The sequence below is a fragment of the Vibrio sp. B181a genome, from assembly GCF_030248375.1.
GTDB lineage: Bacteria > Pseudomonadota > Gammaproteobacteria > Enterobacterales > Vibrionaceae > Vibrio > Vibrio campbellii.
This window is the reverse complement of sequence record NZ_JAHGAD010000043.1, coordinates 45,980-68,228: the sequence shown is the minus strand read 5'-3', so window position 1 is coordinate 68,228 and position 22,249 is coordinate 45,980. Positions and strand designations below refer to the sequence as shown.

21 protein-coding genes are annotated in these 22,249 nt (G+C 40.2%); 5 read left to right on the top strand and 16 right to left on the bottom strand.

The window, feature by feature from the left end:
• Positions 1-2: 2 nt before the first annotated feature.
• The 16 genes from kdsA to KIO97_RS18890 all read right to left on the bottom strand — a co-directional run bounded on the left by kdsA (position 3) and on the right by KIO97_RS18890 (position 16,476).
• Positions 3-797 (bottom strand): 3-deoxy-8-phosphooctulonate synthase, encoded by a 795-nt coding sequence (gene kdsA / locus KIO97_RS18965; protein WP_105064697.1) that lies wholly within the window; start codon positions 795-797, stop codon positions 3-5.
• Between the two features lie 5 nt (positions 798-802).
• On the bottom strand, positions 803-2,113 hold the full coding sequence (locus KIO97_RS18960) for a hypothetical protein (RefSeq protein ID WP_285383676.1): 1,311 nt from the start codon (positions 2,111-2,113) through the stop codon (positions 803-805).
• A complete protein-coding gene (locus tag KIO97_RS18955) occupies positions 2,088-3,362 on the bottom strand; it encodes a hypothetical protein (RefSeq protein WP_285383675.1) in 1,275 nt (424 codons plus the stop codon). The genes KIO97_RS18960 and KIO97_RS18955 overlap by 26 nt, the downstream gene beginning before the upstream one ends.
• Positions 3,343-4,389 (bottom strand): glycosyltransferase family 4 protein, encoded by a 1,047-nt coding sequence (locus KIO97_RS18950; protein ID WP_285383674.1) that lies wholly within the window; start codon positions 4,387-4,389, stop codon positions 3,343-3,345. The genes KIO97_RS18955 and KIO97_RS18950 overlap by 20 nt, the downstream gene beginning before the upstream one ends.
• A complete protein-coding gene (locus KIO97_RS18945) occupies positions 4,386-5,303 on the bottom strand; it encodes a glycosyltransferase (RefSeq protein WP_285383673.1) in 918 nt (305 codons plus the stop codon). The genes KIO97_RS18950 and KIO97_RS18945 overlap by 4 nt, the downstream gene beginning before the upstream one ends.
• 35 nt (positions 5,304-5,338) lie before the next feature.
• Positions 5,339-6,295, bottom strand: coding sequence for a glycosyltransferase (locus KIO97_RS18940; RefSeq protein WP_285383672.1), 957 nt, complete (start codon positions 6,293-6,295; stop codon positions 5,339-5,341).
• Between the two features lie 7 nt (positions 6,296-6,302).
• Entirely contained in the window at positions 6,303-6,776 is a 474-nt protein-coding gene (locus tag KIO97_RS18935) for a DapH/DapD/GlmU-related protein (RefSeq protein WP_285383671.1), read from the bottom strand.
• A gap of 86 nt (positions 6,777-6,862) precedes the next feature.
• The gene (locus KIO97_RS18930) at positions 6,863-8,113 is read right to left on the bottom strand and encodes an O-antigen translocase (RefSeq protein ID WP_285383670.1); all 1,251 of its coding nucleotides are present in this window, start codon (positions 8,111-8,113) and stop codon (positions 6,863-6,865) included.
• Positions 8,110-9,213 (bottom strand): DegT/DnrJ/EryC1/StrS family aminotransferase, encoded by a 1,104-nt coding sequence (locus KIO97_RS18925; protein ID WP_285383669.1) that lies wholly within the window; start codon positions 9,211-9,213, stop codon positions 8,110-8,112. The genes KIO97_RS18930 and KIO97_RS18925 overlap by 4 nt, the downstream gene beginning before the upstream one ends.
• A gap of 6 nt (positions 9,214-9,219) precedes the next feature.
• Positions 9,220-9,681, bottom strand: coding sequence for an acyltransferase (locus KIO97_RS18920; protein ID WP_285383668.1), 462 nt, complete (start codon positions 9,679-9,681; stop codon positions 9,220-9,222).
• Positions 9,678-10,082 carry an FdtA/QdtA family cupin domain-containing protein gene (locus KIO97_RS18915; protein WP_285383667.1) on the bottom strand — a complete coding sequence of 135 codons (405 nt, stop codon included), beginning with the start codon at positions 10,080-10,082 and terminating at the stop codon, positions 9,678-9,680. The genes KIO97_RS18920 and KIO97_RS18915 overlap by 4 nt, the downstream gene beginning before the upstream one ends.
• Complete coding sequence (gene rfbA, locus KIO97_RS18910) at positions 10,083-10,949, bottom strand: glucose-1-phosphate thymidylyltransferase RfbA (RefSeq protein WP_285383666.1); 867 nt, start codon at positions 10,947-10,949, stop codon at positions 10,083-10,085. It lies immediately after the preceding gene.
• Between the two features lie 85 nt (positions 10,950-11,034).
• A complete protein-coding gene (rfbB, locus tag KIO97_RS18905) occupies positions 11,035-12,096 on the bottom strand; it encodes a dTDP-glucose 4,6-dehydratase (RefSeq protein WP_285383665.1) in 1,062 nt (353 codons plus the stop codon).
• 17 nt (positions 12,097-12,113) lie between these two features.
• Positions 12,114-13,091, bottom strand: a complete 978-nt coding sequence (locus KIO97_RS18900) for a Wzz/FepE/Etk N-terminal domain-containing protein (protein WP_285383664.1) — start codon at positions 13,089-13,091, stop codon at positions 12,114-12,116.
• Positions 13,092-13,198: 107 nt separating this feature from the next.
• On the bottom strand, positions 13,199-15,892 hold the full coding sequence (locus KIO97_RS18895; RefSeq protein WP_285383663.1) for an SLBB domain-containing protein: 2,694 nt from the start codon (positions 15,890-15,892) through the stop codon (positions 13,199-13,201).
• A gap of 68 nt (positions 15,893-15,960) precedes the next feature.
• Positions 15,961-16,476: a porin family protein gene (locus KIO97_RS18890; protein ID WP_285383681.1), complete on the bottom strand. Its 516-nt coding sequence runs from the start codon at positions 16,474-16,476 to the stop codon at positions 15,961-15,963.
• Positions 16,477-17,133: 657 nt separating this feature from the next.
• Here KIO97_RS18890 and KIO97_RS18885 point away from each other — a divergent pair.
• The 5 genes from KIO97_RS18885 (at position 17,134) to rfaD (ending at position 22,144) form a co-directional block, all read left to right on the top strand.
• Complete coding sequence (locus KIO97_RS18885; RefSeq protein WP_005535462.1) at positions 17,134-17,355, top strand: hypothetical protein; 222 nt, start codon at positions 17,134-17,136, stop codon at positions 17,353-17,355.
• 69 nt (positions 17,356-17,424) lie between these two features.
• On the top strand, positions 17,425-18,099 hold the full coding sequence (locus KIO97_RS18880; RefSeq protein WP_285383662.1) for a YjbF family lipoprotein: 675 nt from the start codon (positions 17,425-17,427) through the stop codon (positions 18,097-18,099).
• Positions 18,096-18,854 (top strand): capsule biosynthesis GfcC family protein, encoded by a 759-nt coding sequence (locus KIO97_RS18875; RefSeq protein WP_285383661.1) that lies wholly within the window; start codon positions 18,096-18,098, stop codon positions 18,852-18,854. Before KIO97_RS18880 ends, KIO97_RS18875 begins: the two co-directional genes overlap by 4 nt.
• Positions 18,855-18,856: 2 nt before the next feature.
• Positions 18,857-21,055 (top strand): YjbH domain-containing protein, encoded by a 2,199-nt coding sequence (locus KIO97_RS18870; RefSeq protein ID WP_285383660.1) that lies wholly within the window; start codon positions 18,857-18,859, stop codon positions 21,053-21,055.
• Between the two features lie 147 nt (positions 21,056-21,202).
• Positions 21,203-22,144: an ADP-glyceromanno-heptose 6-epimerase gene (gene rfaD / locus KIO97_RS18865; protein WP_050906562.1), complete on the top strand. Its 942-nt coding sequence runs from the start codon at positions 21,203-21,205 to the stop codon at positions 22,142-22,144.
• The last annotated feature ends 105 nt before the right edge of the window (positions 22,145-22,249 follow it).

The window sequence follows — 22,249 nt, the reverse complement described above, 5'->3', positions numbered from 1 at the left end:
TGCTAGAACCTTGTTTCGATTTTAGGACGTTTACTAACGACCTCATCAATTTCCAAAAGTGTTTCTAACAATTCTTCCATATGCTTTAATGCAAGCATATTTGGACCATCGCACAAAGCACGATCTGGGTCTGGGTGGGTTTCCATAAACAAACCATCAATACCTACGGCTACAGCTGCTCGAGCAATAGCTGGGACGTGAAAGCGGTTCCCTCCAGTTGAGCCATTAAGTGTGCCTGGCATCTGAACACTATGAGTCGCATCCATCACTACCTTGCAACCAGTCTCTTTCATTATAGTTAGGCCTGGCATGTAGTTAATTAGCTGTCCAAAGCCAAAGCTCGTACCACGATCACATAACCAAATGTCATCGTTACCGACGGCACGGCATTTTTCCACTACTGGAGCCATATCCGATGGATGCATCCACTGTCCTTTTTTTACATTCACGGGTTTACCAAAAGAAGCAACTCTTTGAATAAAGCTCGTTTGACGAACGAGAAAAGCCGGTGTTTGTAAAACGTCGACGACTGATGCAACTTCATCTAGAGGAGTATCCTCATGAACATCAGTCAAGACCTTCACTCCTAATTGATCCTTTGCTTTCTGAAGAATTTTTAGACCTTCATCAATACCAGGACCAGTAAAAGCGTTTACTGATGAACGGTTCGCTTTAGTAAATGATGACTTAGCAATGTACTCGATTCCAAGCTTATCAGTAATTTCCTTTAAATGAGAAAAAGTATCTAAAACCAAACTCTCTGATTCAATGACACATGGACCTGCGATTAGAAACATCTATTTTAATTCCTAGTTAATTTATTAATAATTTTTTCTATTTGAGATTTGGAAAATGAATTTCCTGCACCTTGTATTGAATATACATACTTTAAATAATCCACATAATGATACCGTCTATCTATATCTACAATTGTACTTAATTGGTTTTTAATATCTGAGACTAAATCCTTTCCATTTGAATGGAATGCGACTCCCGGAACATCATAGATAGACCGACCAAGAGTGATGACCGGTGTAGGTGTAGATAAGACTTGTAATAATGCACTCGAGTTAACAGAAAGCACTAATGATACGTTTTTTAAAAGTTCAGTTGTGATGGCTACATTAGTAAGCTTTGAAAAACTCGAAAAGTTATACTCTAGTTGGTCGTTGGGGTGTTTCTTGAATACCAACTCATATTTATTACGTAAGCCCGCATCATTAAATGCAGTTTCAATAATATTTATGACCTCTTGATTAGACGAGAAATCACTGTGGATAAGCAACTGAGTATCAAGTTCTAGTTGCAAAGGAACAAAAATCAGTTCCTTTGTATTACCAAATAGGACGTCACCATCCGATGGTGTTTTTTTTGAAAGTAAGGGATTTATTCGATGGAAATAAAACCTTTTCACATACTCACTGAGTGTATGCCGCTTGTGAACGATTCTTGCTTCTGTCCCTAAAAATTTACCGACTTTTGAAAATATTAAATATCTAAAAAAGTTAATATATGAGTACCATGAGTCATGAGAACTAGTAACAATATCATTTGTAATGTAACGGTTAAGGTCTTCACCTTTATCAAGAAATTCTTGATAGTCATTTTTTACATTAGAGTAAGCATTCACACCAAAAGAATCCACTACTGTAGTGTGAGGTCGGAACAAGCCTTGCTCCGTGACCAAATAATTGATTGAAAGCTCGCGACACACAAAAACAGCGATAGAATGTTGCCATCTTAAATCATTATGAAGTAAAACAACCTTGATATCATTATTGACAACAAATTGCTTTAAAAATACATAGAACTTAGCCATGTACTCCAACTCATCGCTTGTCAGCTCGCGTTTCTCAACTTTTCTTGCGAGCGCAGAGAAATGGCTATCCATTGACTTAACGACGTCAAGATCAGTTTGAGAAATGATGATGTCCTTAGACTGAAGCTGTCTTTCAATATAGTAAGATTCAAACCCTGGCAAATAATGCTTTAACCCAAAAGAGCTGAGAATAGCAAATTTCTTACCTTGATATTCATCAGCTATACGAGCATGCAATGTTGAATACATCGGATCGAGAGATAGTACATTATCCGTTCGTCTTTGATTTTTCATGCTTGATTAAATCCTGATTATACACTGATGAACAATACATTAAAAAAAGTGCGGAGTATAACATATTCTCATGACTTACAACTTCACCCTTTATATGGAGAACAAAAAGAAACATGCTAAAAAACGCAAATCGATAATTCAAACCACCATATATTCGATAGTTAATTAGAAAAGCGAACATAAAATTCAAAAACATTCCAACGATACCCCAGTATAGTACATTCCTCATATACCCAGCATCTGTATCCATATAGTATGAACTACCATCCATATAGCGATAATCACCAAACATCAATGTGAATTTATCTACAGGGAAATACATTGATTGAAGTATATCAGTTGAACCCGAGCTAAAAGAACCGTACTTAATATAATTAAAAACAAATTCCAACGATCTATTCATGATTGACAATATCAACTCAACTAAGTCAGGGAAGCAATAATATAGAATAAAAGATAAACTTACAAAAAACAGAATAACGAAAGATGTTATCTTTAATAACACAAATTTACTATTTACTGACATCCTAAAGAATAAATATGTCAAAAAGAAAATAATAGCAAGAAATGTAGTACGAGCGGTAACCGTAAAAACAATGAGAGTAAGGAAAAGAAACAAATAAATAAATACACTTCGTTGACCTTTTTCGTAACTATCGACCATCCAATTTAAAATAATAAATGATAGAATAACAGCAAGACCAAAGAACGCATTTGCAGCCCAAGAAACCCCGCGATAAGCGCCATAGTCTGAAAGTTTCTCTAACGCAGACGGATCATTCATACCGCGTATTAACTCAGTAAAGTCTGGACTAATCAAGCAAAGTATAACGATAATCAACTGTAATATAACAATTGAATTAAGATATCTTTGCACACTATGCTTAGCTTGATAAATGATAATAGAGCTATACCACATTGCACATATAAATATGAAGGAAAACTTTATTATCTTTTGCAATTTAGAAAAATCATAATCGTCATCGATTACTGTTCCATATAATGCATATATATATGGTATCGTAAATAATGCTAATAGAGCAAGGTTTTCCTTTCTCTTAATAAAATAGAAAAATATATTTACAGTTTCATTCCTAACATATATTAAAGAAAGAATAAAAGCAAATATAACCGCTCCATTTGAATTAAATAGATACGGATTAAATACAAACAAAAATATTATGATTGAAATGTATATGAAGTTTGCTTTATTAAGTATAAACTGCACACTATTGTTTAAGGACTTCATCCCACAACCTGATCACTTCATTCTTAGTGAATTTTTTCACATTCCGCGAACTATTCTTAGACATTACATTACGTAAGGAACGGTCCTCAAATAGATCAACTAGATGTTCTGAGAACGCTTCAGTATCAAACGTATCAACTAAATAACCGTTATAGCCATGTTGAATCATCTCTGATGGTCCCGTTTCACAATCGAATGATACAACAGGTAGGCCATGGCTCTGAGCTTCCAGAAGAACCATCGGGAAGCCTTCATTACGAGAGGTGAGAATAAACACCCCCGCATTTTGATATAGACCTGTCACATTATTCAATCTGCCATGAACCGTCACACGGCTTCCAATCGATAGTGACTCAATCGCTTCTGAAAAAGCAGCTAGGTCTGGGCCATCGCCTACGATATCAAAGTGGATGTTAGCATTACGCGACACTGATTTTTTAATAATTTCTAATAAATAGTCGCTTCCCTTAACTTTTGATAGCATTCCAACAAACAATACTCTATGGCTATCTAAACAATAGTCAACCATCCTTACATCATCAATAAAGTTTGGAATAACAGCGAGATGACTATTTAATTTTTCATAATAGTGCTTATCACGTTGAGTCAACAACACTATTTTTTTATACCTAGAATAAGCAAGTTTTCTAATCCACTGGACTATTGGGCTATTATTTTTGTATGCTGTGTGCTCTGTAGCAATCACTTGAGAAGACTTAGAAAACATCATTAGATTCATGATAGTTCCTATTCCAATAAAAATATCGTTATTTCTTCCCTTTGAGAACCGATTGAATTTAAAAAAACAACGAATATACCAGAAAAGCTTTTCAAGCTTACTTAAACCATGTAGTTTTGGTAGGCCAAACGTAGCGACTTTAACATCACTACACCGCGGTTGATGATCGACTGCGGATATAATTGATACATCATATCCTTTTTCAATCAATGCTTTTGACAAGTTAATGGAAACCGTTCGCAAACCACCAACCTTAGCTAAGTCATTTATTAGCAGGTAGAGTTTCATCGAGTAAAAGCATTCCTAAGTTTAACAAGGTAAAATGAAAGATATGGAAATTCCTTATATAGCATAGCTTTCAAACCATAAAATTTGGAATCAAGCGTTAAAGAGGTATTTTTCAGAACAGTTATTTTTGACTTATCCCCAAATTTAAACACCATGGAGCACAAAAGCATGTATGTCTTTATTTTGTGTATCTTTTCCAAGTTTTTATTTTCAAAGTTAATGCCAATAAAATAATCAGCTATATCATCTATATCAGACTCACGAACGTTATTAGTAATAGACGTAGCTCGTCTTCGATAAACTACAATACGATCATTAACAAACTTGATTTCACTTTGCTTGGATATGATTTTAGGAATCGTCAGAAGATCTTCAAAACGCTTTCCTTCTGGAAATTTTGAGTTTTTAAATATTTCACGCTTAAACACAAACTTCCAGGCATACCATTGAGAACATAAGAAATACCTCTCAAGGATATTCACATCATTAGTATTTAGAGAGTGATAGTCGCCAACGACTTCATTCCCCCAGTTAGAAATATTTTCACCATTCTCATCACAAGTTAAGCAACCAAAGGACAAAATATCGAAGTTACTATTGCCAAGATTGTCTTTTATACAGCTCAAATAATCGTTAGTAACAAAATCGTCTGAATCAAGAAAACTAATATACTCACCAGTTGCAAGTTCTATTCCTTTATTCCTAGCTGCGCTAAGTCCCTGGTTTGCTTGAGTTATAATTTTCACTTTATTTTTGAAATTAATACCGTGTATAATCTCAAGTGACTCATCAGTAGAACCATCATTAATTATTATTATTTCTATATCTTCATCAAAGAAAGCATCCAGGCTCGCTAAGCATTGTTCAATGTACTTTTCAACATTATAAACAGGTACAACAATCGATAGTTTCATTTAAACACCCCCTAATATAAGAAATATAAAAGTTATCATAACCTAATATAATCCTTCAGCTTCTTCGTTACGTAACCAGGTTTAAACAATAACGCGATAAATAGTAAGGAGCGTGAAAAAAAACTCACTTTATTACTGAATAATCTAGAGACAATTAATACCAATCTAGGCCAAAGTAGTTTTCTATACTTTAACATTATCTGGCCCTTTGATAAAACAGGAATAATTAAAAGCTCATCAACACGCATCATTTGTTTAATAAAACTTTCACTGATTAACTTACTTTGGGAGAAGCTTACACTTTCACTGCTGCGATAGCCGACTGTAACTTTATCTAATAACGAAAGTCTATAACCTTTCATTGTCAATTTAAACCATAAAGGATGATCCTCCATCATAGGAAACCTTTCATCCGCGTAGCCAATATCTCTTAACACAGCTAGATTCAAAAATGCAGATGGAGCACCACAAACCCCCCACCTCTGTAAATATTTAAATTGCATTTTAGCAGTAAGCTCAAAAAAATAACATTCACTTTCTTTTGGTAAGATGCATATTTTTTCTTTCAGTCCAGAGTTGTCAACTCTAAAATAGTTCATTCTCGAGAATACTGCCGCAACGTTTTTATTAACATCTATGTATTCAACGTTATCCAATATACAATTTGGATAAAGAATATCATCACCCGCAATAGTTTTTATCCATTGGCAACTAGCAGCTCTCCAAGCTACATTACAATTTTTAGAAATGCCTTGATTTATTTTATTTAAGAATAGTTTTACAGAATGAAATTTCTTTTCATTTATATGAAGCCATCGTCTTATAACAATAACAGTGTCATCAATAGAACTATCATCTGATATAATTAGCTCGATATTTTCAGGACCGTAGCTTTGTTCAAGGATACTATCTAAGGTTTCTATTACTGTCCCAGATGAATTATAAGTGATTACCGCAACCGTAATCATCTGTTTCTTATCAATAAAGGTCATTATTAACTCAATTTAAATCTAAAAATTCTAGAGCAGCCCCTACTTTAACAATTTTATTCTCAGGGACATCGCATGTAATCACTGCACCAGCACCAATCACACTATTATCTCCAATGGTTACACCTTGTAAAATCGTAACATTGGCACCTATAAACACATTTTGACCAATTGAAACCGGTTTGCATTGATAATCTTGGCTCAATCTTTTTTTTGCATTTAGTGGATGAAAATTACTATCGAAACAAATAAAGTTAGGTCCAATTAAAGTGTCATCACCAATAGTAATGCTACTTTTATCTGCTATGATTACAGCGCTGTTATTAATAAAGACCCTTCTCCCTATTTCGATCTTCGCTCCAATGTGCCTTGCTTCTAAATAGAATTCACCGTGATATAAATTTGGTGATGGATATACTCCTACCATAAGACCGTCATTAAAAATCAACCTGCCTTTTCCCTGAATATTTAGATTCTGAACCACCTTTACCTTGCCTAAACAAGTTACATTCGGTAATAACCCTAATTTATACAACAGATTAAAACGCCAAGTACGAAACTTGAACGTAATTAACGGGCGAATTTTTTTACATTTAGAAAAACAAAGATGAAACATATAGAATAATTAACCGCATAGGCAATTGGTGCACCTTTCAGACCTACATATGAAACAAAAGCATAACTGAAGGCGACGAACAATAAGGAAAATACTATTTCAGTACCCACAAACCATTTTGTTGCTCCACTAGAGAGCATTGGGTAGGCATACAACCAGCTAGCAATTTTGATTACATCACCAGCTAATTGGATGGCAAAAAGCTCACGTGCGCTGCGAAATGCTTCGGTAAATAACAAAGAAATAGCGATATCGCGCATTAAATACACACCCAAGGCCATAATAGCAACAAGAGGAATTATTATGCGTGTCGTTTTATTTATTTCGTTAACAATAGCGTCTACGCCTTTTAGTGATGATAGACGCGGCAAGTAATAAGTACCGAGTGCCATTGTAATCACTCCCAAGTAAACTTCGGAGATCTTCCATACCGCTTGCCACTGGCCAGTAGCATCCCAACCTACTTGCTCGATTAAGATGCTTCGCACCAACATTAATGATATCGGTACGGTTAATGCGCTAGTAATAGCCATCAGCATATAACCACCGATCGCTTTGCGGGCTTTTGTGTCGGTTTTCCCCCACCAATAAGACAACCTCAACCAAGGCTGTCTCAAATTGGCAATTAACATCACGAGGCCAATTAAAGCGGACTGAACAGCAGATGCCAACAATGCGCCTTGAATATTATATATGGCAATCATTACCAACATTACGCCACCGGATATCAATGCAGAGAGCATTCCAAGACCAACATAACGGCGGTACAACTGTTGTCCATTAATCACAGAATTACATAACGTTCCAATGGCGGATAATGGCAGTACGCAAACGGTAGCCATTACCACCCACTCTAATCTAGGGTCTTGAAATAACCACATCGCGATATTGTCAGCAAGTAACAACCCCGCGGGTATAGCAATCGCTGATATAATAAGAATCCACTGTATTGACGCTCGCCACCACGGCGAACAGGCAGCAAAACCACTTTCTTTATGTTCAGCGGTAAAGCGCACCACACCGCTACCTGCAGGTGCGTTAATGAGTCCGTTTAAACTCCCAACCATACTTTGTACTTGACCCAACATCGCCATGCCTGTTGGGCCAGTGTAAATTGCCACTACTTTCGCAATAACAAATCCCATTGCCATTTTAATCAGGGTTAATAACCCCGTCATCGCGGTGACTTTGAGTAATCGCTTCACGCCTTGAACTCATTAACCAATTGAATGACTTGAGTTACTGATTCGTTATCCATTGTTGGATCCAGTGGCAATGAGAGCACTTGTTGATGGATCATTTCAGCAATTGGCTTTGATAAATGATTCAACTCACAGTAAGCGATTTGCTTATGCGGCGGTATTGGATAATGAATCAGTGTTTGAACATCATTTTGAGAAAGCCAAGTTTGCAGTGCCTCACGTTGTTCACAACGAACAACAAACAGATGCCATACATGCTCTGCTTCATTTTTAACTTTAGGCAAGACGACTAATGGATTGTTGATTTCTTCTCTATAACGTCTGGCAATTTCTTGACGACAACGAGTTTCAGCATCTAGATGGTGAAGCTTTACCCGCAACATTGCTGCTTGAATTTCATCTAAACGACTATTTACACCTTGATATAAATTCTCATATTTCTTATGAGAACCGTAATTACGTAACGCTCTCAGAGTTTGTGCCAACTCATCATCATTAGTTGTGATAGCACCAGCATCGCCTAATGCACCTAGATTTTTTCCTGGGTAGAAGCTAAAGCCAGCTGCATCGCCCCAGTTTCCAGCTTTCTTCCCATTAATTATCGCGCCGTGAGATTGAGCGCAGTCTTCTAGCACCAATAAATTATGTTGTTTAGCGATGTACATAATCTCCGGCATTGGTGAAATCAAGCCGTATAGGTGAACAGGTAAAATTGCCTTTGTTTTTTGTGTTATAGCAGCCTCAATGCTTTCTTGCGTTAAGTTGTAAGTATTAAGATCTGGCTCGACTAAGACTGGCACTAATTTATTTTCGGTGATTGCTAGGATACTTGCAATATAGGTGTTAGCAGGAACGATAACCTCATCACCTTCCACTAGCTTGCCCATCTCTTTCCATGCACGAAGAACTAAAATTAGTGCATCCAAACCATTCGCAACACCAATAGCATGTTTAGTTTCACAATATTCAGTAAATTCAGACTCAAATTGTGCTAGTTCATTACCCATAATGTACCAACCGGAATCAATCACACGGGAACATGCTTCTTTTAGTTCGTTTTGGTATTGCTGATTAATGCTTTTTAAATCTAGAAATGGAATCACGCTATTCTAAGCCTCAATATATCTAATTATTTTTGCTGGATTGCCAACAACAACTGCCATCGCGGGCACATCTTTAGTAACGACAGAGCCAGCACCTACCATTGCATTTTCTCCAATGGTAATACCAGGTAATATAGTTGCATTCGCTCCGATAGATGCGCCTTTCTGGATATGGATTTTCGAAAATGACTCTGGGTACTGTTTTGATCGTGGAAACTTGTCATTCGTGAATGCGACGCAAGGACCAATAAACACATCATCTTCTAAGACAATACCGTCCCAAAGATAAACGCCACTTTTAACCGTAACCCGATCACCAAGAACCACATTATTTTCGACAAAGGTATGAGCGCATAAATTACAATTTTCGCCTATTTGGGCACCAGAAAGAACCACAGAAAATTGCCATATTGTTGTTCCCTGTCCTATTTTTGAAGTAGAAACATCGCTTAGTGGATGAATTTTCATAGTTCGATCTCTCTAAGAAAAACATCATAATTCCGGATATAATCACTCTCATCATATACATCACTAGCAAGCACTAACAATACGCAATCTTCAGAAAAATCACTCATTTCATGCCACTGCATTACATCAATTACTAATCCCTGGTTAGGTGAATTTAATCTAACAATTTTTTTTTCATTACCGTTATCCATCACAATATTGCAACTACCTTTTAAACAAATCGCAACTTGAACGAGTGCTTTATGTGCATGAAAGCCACGCGGTAAATCAGGCTGCATGCCGAATAAGTAATAAACACGTTTAATGTCAAAAGGAATAAGTTTGTTTGCTTCTAAAGCAACAAGACTTCCCCTTTCATCACCAATAACTGGAAAATCAATCTTACGAATGAGCTTTTTCATTTATTCTTCCAACAATGCTAATAGGTACTGGCCATATTCATTTTTTGCCAAGCCGCAGCCAGCTTTAGTTAGTTGTTCATTCGACAACCACCCTTGACGCCATGCTATCTCTTCTAAGCAAGCCACTTTCAAGCCCTGAACATTTTCAATGGTTTCAACAAATGAAGATGCCTCATGTAAGCTGGCATGCGTACCAGTGTCTAGCCAAGCAAAGCCTCGGCCCAATAACTCAACATTCAACAAGCCATCGTTCAAGTACATCTCATTCAAAGTCGTGATTTCCAACTCCCCACGTTCAGAAGGTTTCACTTTCTTGGCCATTTCAACCACGTCGTTATCATAAAAATACAGGCCAGTAACTGCATAATTGGACTTAGGATTAATTGGTTTTTCCTCAATGGAAATTGCCTTCATATTGGCATCAAACTCCACTACACCGAAACGTTCAGGATCTTTTACTTGATAACCAAATACGGTTGCCCCCAAATCTCTTTTCGCGGCGCGTTGCAAAATAGGCGTAAAACCTTGCCCATAAAAGATGTTGTCACCAAGCACTAAACATACTGAGTCATCACCGATAAATTCTTCACCAATGATAAACGCTTCTGCTAAACCATTAGGGCTAGGCTGAATCGCGTAGTGCAACTCTATTCCAAAATCCCCTCCATCTCCGAGTAAACGCTTAAAACTGTCTTGGTCTTCAGGTGTGGTGATGATCAGAATTTCTCGAATACCCGCAAGCATAAGCACTGAAAGTGGATAGTAAATCATTGGCTTATCGTAAACTGGAAGTAACTGTTTTGATACACCTCGAGTTATAGGGTAAAGGCGAGTGCCTGAACCACCAGCGAGAATAATACCTTTCATGTATTCTAGGTCCTAGGTTAGTAGGTCCTAAGCTCTCTGGAAACCTAGAGCTAAGAACCAAAACAATGGATAAAGGCTATGGTACTTACTTTGCACCAAGACGTTCACGAGAATAGGAACCGTCAAGGACTCGAGACCACCATTCTTGATTGTTCAAATACCATTCCACGGTTTTACGAATACCTGATTCAAACGTTTCCTCTGGCTTCCACCCAAGTTCACGCTCAATTTTTGACGCATCAATCGCATAGCGAACATCGTGACCAGGGCGATCCGTCACATAAGTAATGAGACCAAGATATTGCTCAACACCTTGTGGTTTATTTGGCACCAATTCTTCTAACAAGTCACAAATGGTTTTCACCACTTCAATGTTGGCTTTTTCGTTATGGCCTCCAATGTTATAAGTCTCACCTACCGCGCCTTCGGTTACCACCTTGTAGAGTGCACGGGCGTGATCTTCTACAAACAACCAATCACGGATTTGCATGCCATCACCATAAACAGGCAACGCTTTCCCTTCTAGAGCATTTAATATCATCAGCGGAATGAGCTTTTCAGGGAAGTGATAAGGTCCATAGTTGTTTGAGCAGTTAGTCACAATAGCTGGTAAACCATATGTGCGTAGCCACGCTCGTACCAGATGATCGCTAGACGCTTTGGATGCAGAGTAAGGGCTTGAAGGCTCATAACACGTCTCTTCTGTGAATAGATCGTCTGTATCTTCTAAATCACCATACACTTCATCTGTAGAAATGTGATGGAAACGAAATGTCTTTTTTGCATCACGATCGAGAGTGTTCCAGTACGCTCGCGTTGCTTCAAGCAATACATAGGTACCAACTATGTTAGTTTCAATGAATGCAGCAGGTCCATCAATAGAACGATCAACATGAGACTCTGCAGCCAGATGCATCACGGCATCAGGTTGGTGCTGTACAAATACGCGCTCAAGCTCAGAGCGATTGCAAATATCGACTTGCTCGAATGCATAGCGTTCATCATTTTTTATTTCATTAAGAGATTCTAGGTTGCCAGCATAGGTGAGTTTATCAACGTTCACCACGCTATCTGTAGTATTGGCAATGATATGACGAACCACAGCTGAGCCAATAAAGCCCGCCCCTCCAGTAACCATTATTTTCACTGTCTTTCCTTAAAATATTATTCGTTTGAATCTGATTTCTCATTCTTTTTATAGGCAAACATGATTAACACTATAGTTATACCTAAAATCGTACCCAGTATGGTTCCAAGAATGCATATTAACGCACGTTTAGGCTGAGCTTTAATTTCTGGAGCGACTGCAGGATCTATAACCTTAAAAGAAAATTCATCTTGTGTTTTTGCTAACATTAAACTTTTTGTTTGCTCTTCTATTAAAGAGTAAAAAGTAGATTGCATTTCCGACACAGAAGTATTTTGGAGTTGTTCTTTTAAGTACTTTAGATTTTTATTAGCATCAGAAATAGCGCGTAAACGCATTTCATCATTGAGTTCCGTAACAAGTAAGTTGGCCCATTCTTGTGCAAGGAAAGGAGAATAATGCATTATGGATAAACGATAAAAGCCAGTATCTTTATCTTGATGCAAAGATAGGTTCTCCTCCATAAAGACTTCATATGCTTCTTGTGAGCTTGGCTCCTTGCCTCTCAACCCCTGAGGTTCTCGAACCCAAGCATTTTCTGAAGAGTCAAAAACACTCTCATCAATTAGTAGCTCATTTGTTGCCATATTCCAACCAGTCGATCCCATAATCGGAACCAACAGGTCATGATTAGTTATAAACTTATCAATAAAAAGGCGAGACTGAAGAACTTGAACCGCTAATTCTGTTTGATTAGCTTCGGTACCACCGAGATTAACACCAGCAATTGAAGCCAACCCTCCTAACTGTCCTGCCATTTTTGAAATTGCATTGCCTCCGGAGCTATCTGCAGGAGCCAAAAGCACATCTGCACGGTAGATGTTTGGTTTATTGATAGCATACAACACTGACAATATGGCAAATAAAATGGTTGTTATAACAACAATCCACTTACCTCTCCAAATAGCTGACAATACTTCACTTAAATCAATTTCATTCTCGATCATTGGGTATTGAAACGTTGGAAAATGTGAGTTATCTGTTTTTGATGGCATTCTGATTCACTTATTTATTTACGATAAATACTAACGACTCTGTGCATTACCAACATAAATAGTCACAACGTATACTGTAAGCATCCGTTATGACTTTTATATTTACCTTACTTCAGCGCATTAATCGCTACACCAGTTTGGTATAGAATCTGTGTTGCAGCTGTCCACGTACTTAGTGCGTCACGGTAGTCAGTATCAATTGGTACAACAATGGTATCGCCCGCTTTTAGCTCTTCATTATTGTTACCGAACCAGTAGCCTGACGTTGGTTTGTACACCGAACCGTCTGCGCGTACAACGAATATACGGTCTTCATCCGCTTGCTTCTTAGCGCCACCGGCTTTGTTTAGGTAGTCATTTACGTCTAGCTTGTTATCCAACAAATACGTAATTGGCACCTGAACTTCGCCCATGATTGAAACCGTATTACGGTATGTCGGCACAAATAAGAAGTCGCCGTCTTCTAACATAAAGTCAGCTGAGCGCTCATCTTTCAAGATGCGATTAAGCTGCACAACCATGCGACCAAGCGCTTTGCTCTTACTTGCTTCTTCTACAAACGCCAAAGTTTTTTCTGGGTCAGAAATAACCGAGCCTAAATTACTGTCTGCACGGAAGGTCTTCTTAGCGGTTTCGGCGCGCATATCCGCAGCGTATTGATTTAATAACTTCTGCTCTTGTAGACGAAGCGCTTCACGAGTGAAGATCGCACCTTGAGGGTGAGCAAATTCCGTCAAGCCACCAGCACGCTCAAGTAACTCGCCTAAGGTCTCCCCTTGACGAACCGTGTACGTGCCAGGGAAACGAACTTCGCCTTGCAGAGTTACTGTGCTTTGTAGTTTAACATTCGGTTTTTCAAGAATATTTAGACGGTCACGGCCAACAAGGATTGCATCATCTGCTGTGCTTCCCTGAATCGCTTTACGTAAGTCAATGCGTTCTACATCGATAGATGCACGTTCATCTTTGCTGCTAATCACAGTACGAGCCAACTCTGCATTAATGGTAAATGCATTGTACGTTAGGCCACCCGCCGCTTCGATTAGTGTAGATACCGACATACGTGGCGTAAGTGGGTAGCGACCAGGGTGTTTGACCTCACCAAATACTTCAGCGATTTGCGGTGCTAAGCCTAAGCGAGATTGCTGCTGGAGCTGCAAAAGTACCGGAGCAAGTAAAGTTCGACGAGTGTTTTGCTTCAACGCATCAAAATCTTCTTTCGTGATTTCTTTGCCACGGAATATGATTTTCGGCTGTTCTGACTCTTCAGTTGAAGATTGGCTCATAGACATATTGTCTGTTGCTGAAGATATTGCAACAGAAGAGCTCATAACTTGTTGCTCTTTTTGTTGATCCAGTTCGGCCTTAAACTGTGCTTGCTCAAGCGTCTTCGCTTTCGTCACCGTATCTTGATCTGCAAGCGTATCCAGATCTTCATTGTTGAATCGGTTAAACACTAGCACTCGGTCGCGTGAGTTTAGCTTTAAGTTATCTTCGCTGCTTGGAGAAAGAATCGCGTTGGCGAGGTTAACTTGATAAACCTCAATGTCACGTTGTGGATTAATCTCACGAACAACAACAGCATAGTTAACATCGGCAGTGGAGTTGAATGACGTATCTACTGATTGGAACAAATCAGCGACACGCAGGCCGCTATTCCATTCAATAAAGCCAGGATGGCGAACATCACCTTCAATTTGCACGTAACGAGTTAGTTCTTCACTCTTCTTCAGTACATTAACGGCATCACCATCTTTCACTTTAATCTGTTGATCGTTTGACTGGCTGAAGTTCAGGGTTAACGCATCGCGAGCTCCCTTCGCTGCATAACGTTTGACTTCAATTTGGTCACTGTAAGCGTTGGCAGTAAAACCACCCGCCATTTGAATCGCTTGTTTGTAGGTTTCACCTGGTTTCACTTCATAGATTGCAGGGCGGTTTACCTCACCATCAATAGCGATGGTATTGCCAACAGCACCAATAAAGACCACATCGCCAGGTAACAGTCGAACATCGTTGTGCGCGTCGCCTTTCAGCAATAGGTCATACATATCAAGCTTGCGAATCACCTGACCATTGCGCTTTAACTGCACGTTACGCAATGCACCACTCTCACCAAAACCTCCACTGTAATAAATAGCTTGAGAAATGGTGGTTAGCGCACTGACAGTGTAAGCACCTGGTTTGTAAGCATCCCCCATAACAAACACTTGCATGGTGCGCATCTCACCCAGTGAAATATCACTACGTACGCCAATCATTTGCTCTTTTACACGTTGGTTTAGTGAATCACGAACGTCAGAAAAGCTCATGCCTGCCACTTGAACTGGACCGAGTGATGGAAAGTTGATAGTACCCGCACGATTTACTCGCAAACGGTGTGTCGTATTCTCTTTACCAAACAGCTGGATAACAATTTCATCGCCGGCGCCGACTGTGTAATCAGCTGGAACAGGAACATCGCTCACTGGGGCAAATGTTGTTGGTGAACCCGCAAATAGATCCAAGCCGAAGCGTTTTAACTCTTCGTCTTCTTTCGCTAAATCCATTGTATCCGTTTGATTGGCATTACTCACCTCTGGGCGAGGAACAATCACTTGAGGGTTTTGATAGTTACTAGGCTGAGAAGAAGAGCCAGAAGGGAGAGAAATGCCGTACTTACTTGCTAATGCTTGTTGTTGGTCAGAAGGTAGGCTTTGGAACATTTGCATTTGTTCCGGGGTTGGAGTTTGCGCATGACTGAGTGGCGCAAAAACACTTGCCAATACACAAGCGGCAATCGAGAAATATCCTTTAAGCATGATAATTCGCTATTTAAATCGAGAGTTAAAAAATCCTAGTTACTAAAACTAGGCACTAGGTCTTTTAATTAAAATCGGTGCTGAAAGCCGAGTGTTAGGGCGTTCAGGCGAACTTGGTCTTCTGATGTATTGTCAACAAACTCGAAAACAACCGCATTGTGCTTATCTAAGGCATAATGCATACCTAAACCAAAGCTAAAACCTTGATCTTTATTAGAACCGACGTTCTGTTGATCAATTTGAACACTGGAGTAACCTGCCAGTCCGTAAAGTGCGAAACGTTCAGAAACCGGCATGTTCAACTTAACAAAGCCACTTGTTAAGCTGTCTACTGCAAGTCCGCTTTCGCGCTGTACTGAGATGCCGTAACGTGCTTCTAACGCGACATAATCGTTAAAGAAGTAGCCTGCTTGCGCTTGAAGAAGGAAAGGGTTGCCTTCAGTTACGGAAGAAGTAGAAGAGTGGTGGTATTCGGCATTAGAGTAGCTCACTAACGCACCTGCATAAAAATCTGCTGAGGCCGTAAATGAGCACAAGCCTAAGCTGATTGCACTCAACGCCCCTAGCCATGGTCGTTTGTTCATCACGTAAGTGTTCCTTGGGTATTGACTGACCGCTGCACATGAATGACGCACGCAGTGAATGTCTGTTAACTCTTTAGTCTGTTTGCTTGTGCGTTTTCACGCTACCGCCCTGCGGCATTACGCGTAGCCACTGTTCGCTGATTACCGAGTTGCTCGGCTTATTGATATAAGTGCTTTTTTTTCAAGCATCGCTTTTGTGACAAGAAAATCAAAAAATCATACTTGAAAAGCACAGCATAAAAGCTGGCAAATTATGCATGGATTAGCGCAAAACGGCAAGGGGGCTCACTCTAAGGTTTGAGAATGGGCATTCTTATTTTTGAGAGCAATGGTACTCTGGACATCATTAGTCTATGTGTCACAAAGCGTAACGTTATACTTATCTCAAATGCCAACTCACTACTTACTTCGATCTTGACGGGTTAGTGTTGGTTATTGTCGAGTGCTTCTTTATTACTGCAAAGGGCTCTAGTTAAAAACACTAAAACCGCCTGCAAATAAATTGTCTTTCCAATGAGACGCATTCTTTAGAAGTTGGTAAAATTCCATAGGAAACTATTTACATGCTGATTGTTTTTTAACTAAAATGACAAAAGGTATGTTCTAAACAACAGACCAAACATCGATGTTTTAAAATCTGAAATACAAGGATTAATAATGAAGAACACAGCTCTAGCTATTCTTATGGCTCTAAGCGCATCAACTGCATTCGCAGCTGAAGAAGCAGGTTCTGCTGGTGCAGCATCAGCATCTGCAACTGGTACAACTGCAGTAGCAGTAGGTGCGGCAGCAGCAGTAACTGTAGTAGCAGTTGCAGCGTCAGACAGCGATTCAACTTCAACGTCTACTTCTACTTCTACTTCTACTTCTACGAACTAATTCGTCTAAGTTGATCTAGATAAATCGCCCTGAACTGTTTCAGGGCGATTTTATTTTTACGAGGGAATAATGAATACTTTTCTATCGCAAAAATGGATGCGCTTACTTGTTGTTTTACCTGTACTAAGCCTCACCTTTGGGTGTACTCAGAAATTCAATGATGTCTCGGCGACCGTTCAGGAAGCTTATGGCAATTACATCGATGTTGAACTGACACCAGAAGAAATTGAAGCCGTTCCTTATGCTAGCGCTTATCTAAAAATCGGCAGCCAAAAGCAAGTCTTTGTTGTTCTCGCCTTTGCAGAGTCAAACCCAATAACGGGAAAAACCCAACTCAAATGGGTCAGTGCCGATAAAGCGATGGTGGTAACAGAGAATGGCCATATTGTTAAAACCATTGGATTGCAAACCACTAACCTAGCTGGTGTCTACGGTGACGTACCTGCTTACTCAAAATCATCTATTCAATATGCGCTGTCTTACGATTGGTCTGAGCAATACCGTTACGGCTTTCAAGCGCAGGTAGAGCGATCACGTCAAGGCAAAGAGAGGGTAACCACTCCTATTTCATCGACAGAAACCGACGTTTATATCGAGCTCGTAACTTTTCCAAGCTTAGAAGAAAGTGTAGAGAACACCTATTGGGTAGACAGTGAGGGGCAAGTGGTGAAAACACGTCAGCACTTAGGTCCAAAGATGGTGCCTGTTGAATTGACAATTTTGAAAGGATACAGCAAATCATGAGTAAGCGACTGCTCTCTTTACTAAGCAGCTTAATGGGTGTTGTCGGTATTACCGCCGTACCTGCTTTAGCCCAAAACCAAAGTTTATCGCCGTTACAAGTTGAGTTAACGGGTACGGGAAAAGCCTTACGATTTGAACAGCCAACTCGTTTAGACAACATCCTGAAACTCGCACAAACGCAGAACCTTATCTTACAATATCCACTCGCGATTACTTTGTTTGATGATTCAAAACAGGCACAACAAGAGAGTCTGACTCTAAAAAACGCCGTGTTGAACCAAATGATTCAGTACAACCTCGTTGGCCATCCATTTTACAAGTTTATCCAGCAAAGTGAGTTCGCACCCCGCATTCTTTCCGACGTCGATATTGATCAGGTTCGTTTGGATAAATTTGATAATCCGCTTTTAAAAGGTCAGTTCGCGTTAAGTTCACCCGTGCGAGCAGAAAAAGTGTTGTATGTGGGCAATTTGAACAAGGTTTATGCGATCAAAAATCAAGCTGGTATCCCACTACATGAACAGGTCGATAACATAAAAAGCAGTGAGGTTGGCGAACTGGCTCAGCCGCCTATTTTAATCTATCCAAATGGTGAGGTTGTTACCCCGCATCATGGCAGTTGGTTAACCAAACAATATTATTTACCGCCCTTGACCATGGTCTACATCCCATTTGACGATTTTGGGCAGTCGCCAATGGATCAAGACATAGTCAAACTGCTATCACAACGTAAACCAATCTCATCGAAGAATTAAATATGAACCTGATAAGAACCAGTTTATCTCTTTCTTTAATGAGTCCAGCGTTGGTTTGGGCTCAAGATATGCCTTTTGAAGCACCACCACTGCAACCATCGCAAATGGACTTTGGTGGCGTAGGCTTAATGCAAATGCCAACTGGCCGCATGGCATCTGAGGGTGAGTTTAACTTTTCGGTCACTGGCAGCGATGAGTACCTATTTTACAACGTGACTCTGCAAGTGATGCCTTGGCTAGAAACAACGATTCGTTACACCATTGTGAGCGATCTTTTATACAGTAGCGATCCGAGCTTCTCAGGTGATACCAAGTACACCGACAAAGGCATCGATTTTAAAGTTCGCTTGCTGAAAGAGTCCGAGTACTTACCAGAACTTTCAGTTGGTGTTCGTGACTTTGCGGGCACTGGGCTGTTTGATGGTGAGTTTATCGCTGCAACAAAACGGTATTCTAACCCTAACCTTGGTACTTTTGATTTTACCTTGGGTATGGGGTGGGGTTACCTTGGTACGCGCGACAATATTAGCAATCCGGCGTGTAAACTGTCCGACAGTTTTTGTGAACGACCTAGTGACTACCTTTCAACAGGCGGGACGACAAATACAGATCGTTTTTTTAAAGGGCCAGCTGCTCTTTTTGGTGGTGTGGAATATCAAACACTGCATGCTCCATTGCGTTTCAAGCTTGAGTACGACAGTAACGACTATAGCAAAGATTTTCCTGTAATACTTGGTAGCACAGACATGACACCACATACTCCTTGGAACGTCGGCTTGCTTTACCGTTTAGGTAATATGGCAGATCTGCGTTTGAGTTATGAGCGCGGCGACACGTTGGTTGCTGGCGTGAGTCTTTATACTAACTTCAATGAAATGCCGTCTTTCTGGCGTGATACACCAACACCAGAAGTGGAAGATAAACAACCTGAACAATTGTCCGACGTGGATTGGGAACGAGTCACTGAAGAACTTGATAAGATCGCTGGCTACCAGAACACTCAACTCTATGTTGAAGACAACACTGTCTCCGTTGTTGGTGAGCAGAAGAAGTATCGCGACCGCAGCGAAGCGCATGAGAAAGCAGCGGCGGTTCTGTACAATGAGATGCCAAGCAACATTGATACTTTTACCATCAATGAGCGCAGCCGTGGTTTGCTCGGCGATCAAACGGTTATCTCAAAAGATAAGTACCGTGACTTTGCTGAAGTAAACTACATCAACCCGAATATTGAAGATGCGACGTCTACATCAAGCAATAAGCCTAAGGGCAAACCTGCTTACGATGGGTTTGAGCGTTTTGATTGGGGGTTTGCACCAAAGCTTGCTCAAACCTTGGGGAATGCGGAAGATTTCTACCTGTTTAGTGTTGGATTAAGCGGTAGTGCATCTTACTGGTTAACTGACAATTTAGAAATCGGCGGTTCGTTGTACTGGGATTGGTACAATAACTACGACAAGTTTAACTATGTAACACCACCAGACGGCACAAGTGTTCCTCGTGTACGCACAATGTTCCGTGCTTATCAGAATGAACACGCGGTTACCATGTCTAACCTGCAGTTAACTTGGTTCCAAGAGTACTCAGATACTATGGACCAACAATTCTACGCTGGCTATCTAGAAAGTATGTTTGCGGGTGTGGGTACCGAGTTCTTGTACCGACCGAAAGACGCAAACTGGGCGATAGGTGCAGATGTTAACTTAATTACTCAGCGCGACCCGCAAAGTTACTTTGGGGTATACGATGAAGAATGGCAAAACGTTCCAGAGTACGGTCGTCCATTCCGAGTTATTGATAAAGGCTTTACTGGTTTTGTATCAGGTTACTACTACCCACAATGGAGCTTCCTACAAGACTTGATGATTCAAGTTGATGTGGGTCAGTTCTTAGCTGGTGATGTAGGCACCCAATTGAATGTATCTAAGCAGTTCAAGAGTGGCGTGATCGCTGGTGCGTTTGCTTCATTTACCGACCTCTCTGCTGAAGAGTTTGGCGAAGGTAGCTTTACCAAAGGCTTCTACATTTCGATTCCATTCGACATTATGACTGTGAAACCAAGTAACAACCGTGCAAACTTTAGTTGGCAGCCATTGACTCGCGATGGCGGTCAGAAGCTAGGTCGTAAGTACAGCCTCATTGAGCTGACAGATGCGCGTAATCCGTGGTATCAACGCCCGAATACATCAGATGAAAAGTAATCTAACCACGATTTAGATTAACTTACTTATACAAAGGAAGCTTCGGCTTCCTTTTTCTTTATCTAACGCCAACACCTTCCCTCTAACACCTAAAGCCTTAACTCTGCTAAACTTCCTGAGAAAATATTAATCTATGGTGGAAGTCTTATGATCATCGTAACTGGTGGTGCTGGCATGATCGGCAGCAACATTGTTAAAGCTCTGAACGAAGCAGGTATTAACGATATTTTGGTTGTCGACAACCTAAAAAATGGCAAGAAGTTTAAAAACTTAGTTGATCTTGATATCACAGATTACATGGATCGTGATGACTTCCTTACGCAAATCATGGCGGGTGATGACTTCGGCCCTATCGAGGCAATCTTCCATGAAGGCGCTTGTTCTGCGACAACTGAGTGGGACGGCAAGTACATGATGCTAAACAACTATGAGTACTCAAAAGAGTTGCTTCATTACTGTCTAGATCGTGAAATTCCATTCCTATACGCATCATCAGCTGCGACATACGGTGAGACAGAAACGTTCGTTGAGGAGCGTGAATACGAAGGGGCACTTAACGTATACGGCTACTCAAAACAGCAGTTTGATAACTACGTTCGCCGTCTGTGGAAAGACGCAGAGGATCATGGCGAGCAGCTTTCTCAAATCACAGGTTTCCGCTACTTCAATGTGTATGGCCCACGTGAAGATCACAAAGGCAGCATGGCATCGGTAGCCTTCCACCTAAATAACCAAATCAATGATGGCGAAAACCCTAAATTGTTTGCTGGTAGTGAATCCTTCAAGCGTGACTTTATCTACGTTGGTGACGTGAGCAAAGTGAACCTATGGTTCTTAGAAAGCGGTGTTTCAGGCATTTTTAACTGTGGCACTGGCAATGCGGAATCATTCGAAGAAGTGGCAAAAGCAGTGATCAAACATCACAGCAAAGGGGAGATCCAAACCATTCCGTTCCCTGAACACCTAAAAGGTGCTTACCAAGAATTCACTCAAGCTGACCTTACTAAGCTTCGTGCTGCTGGCTGCGATGTAGAATTCAAGACGGTAGCTGAGGGTGTTGCTGAATACCTTGCGATTCAGAATCGTTAATACTTGTCAAAGGTGGTAGTGAAGCCTCTACCACCTTTACTCTGATACATTTACGAGTATCATTTCTAAACGTCTCCAGTTCTCTCTTCCGAAAATAGGTGCTTA

Excerpts from the sequence above, each read along its gene's own strand:
- kdsA (WP_105064697.1), bottom strand. The coding sequence starts at position 797 with ATGTTTCTAATCGCAGGTCCATGTGTCATTGAATCAGAGAGTTTGGTT.
- KIO97_RS18960 (WP_285383676.1), bottom strand. The coding sequence starts at position 2,113 with ATGAAAAATCAAAGACGAACGGATAATGTACTATCTCTCGATCCGATG.
- KIO97_RS18955 (WP_285383675.1), bottom strand. The coding sequence starts at position 3,362 with ATGAAGTCCTTAAACAATAGTGTGCAGTTTATACTTAATAAAGCAAAC.
- KIO97_RS18950 (WP_285383674.1), bottom strand. The coding sequence starts at position 4,389 with ATGAAACTCTACCTGCTAATAAATGACTTAGCTAAGGTTGGTGGTTTG.
- KIO97_RS18945 (WP_285383673.1), bottom strand. The coding sequence starts at position 5,303 with ATGAAACTATCGATTGTTGTACCTGTTTATAATGTTGAAAAGTACATT.
- KIO97_RS18940 (WP_285383672.1), bottom strand. The coding sequence starts at position 6,295 with ATGACCTTTATTGATAAGAAACAGATGATTACGGTTGCGGTAATCACT.
- KIO97_RS18920 (WP_285383668.1), bottom strand. The coding sequence starts at position 9,681 with ATGAAAATTCATCCACTAAGCGATGTTTCTACTTCAAAAATAGGACAG.
- KIO97_RS18915 (WP_285383667.1), bottom strand. The coding sequence starts at position 10,082 with ATGAAAAAGCTCATTCGTAAGATTGATTTTCCAGTTATTGGTGATGAA.
- rfbA (WP_285383666.1), bottom strand. The coding sequence starts at position 10,949 with ATGAAAGGTATTATTCTCGCTGGTGGTTCAGGCACTCGCCTTTACCCT.
- KIO97_RS18900 (WP_285383664.1), bottom strand. The coding sequence starts at position 13,091 with ATGCCATCAAAAACAGATAACTCACATTTTCCAACGTTTCAATACCCA.
- KIO97_RS18895 (WP_285383663.1), bottom strand. The coding sequence starts at position 15,892 with ATGCTTAAAGGATATTTCTCGATTGCCGCTTGTGTATTGGCAAGTGTT.
- KIO97_RS18890 (WP_285383681.1), bottom strand. The coding sequence starts at position 16,476 with ATGAACAAACGACCATGGCTAGGGGCGTTGAGTGCAATCAGCTTAGGC.
- KIO97_RS18885 (WP_005535462.1), top strand. The coding sequence starts at position 17,134 with ATGAAGAACACAGCTCTAGCTATTCTTATGGCTCTAAGCGCATCAACT.
- KIO97_RS18880 (WP_285383662.1), top strand. The coding sequence starts at position 17,425 with ATGAATACTTTTCTATCGCAAAAATGGATGCGCTTACTTGTTGTTTTA.
- KIO97_RS18875 (WP_285383661.1), top strand. The coding sequence starts at position 18,096 with ATGAGTAAGCGACTGCTCTCTTTACTAAGCAGCTTAATGGGTGTTGTC.
- KIO97_RS18870 (WP_285383660.1), top strand. The coding sequence starts at position 18,857 with ATGAACCTGATAAGAACCAGTTTATCTCTTTCTTTAATGAGTCCAGCG.
- rfaD (WP_050906562.1), top strand. The coding sequence starts at position 21,203 with ATGATCATCGTAACTGGTGGTGCTGGCATGATCGGCAGCAACATTGTT.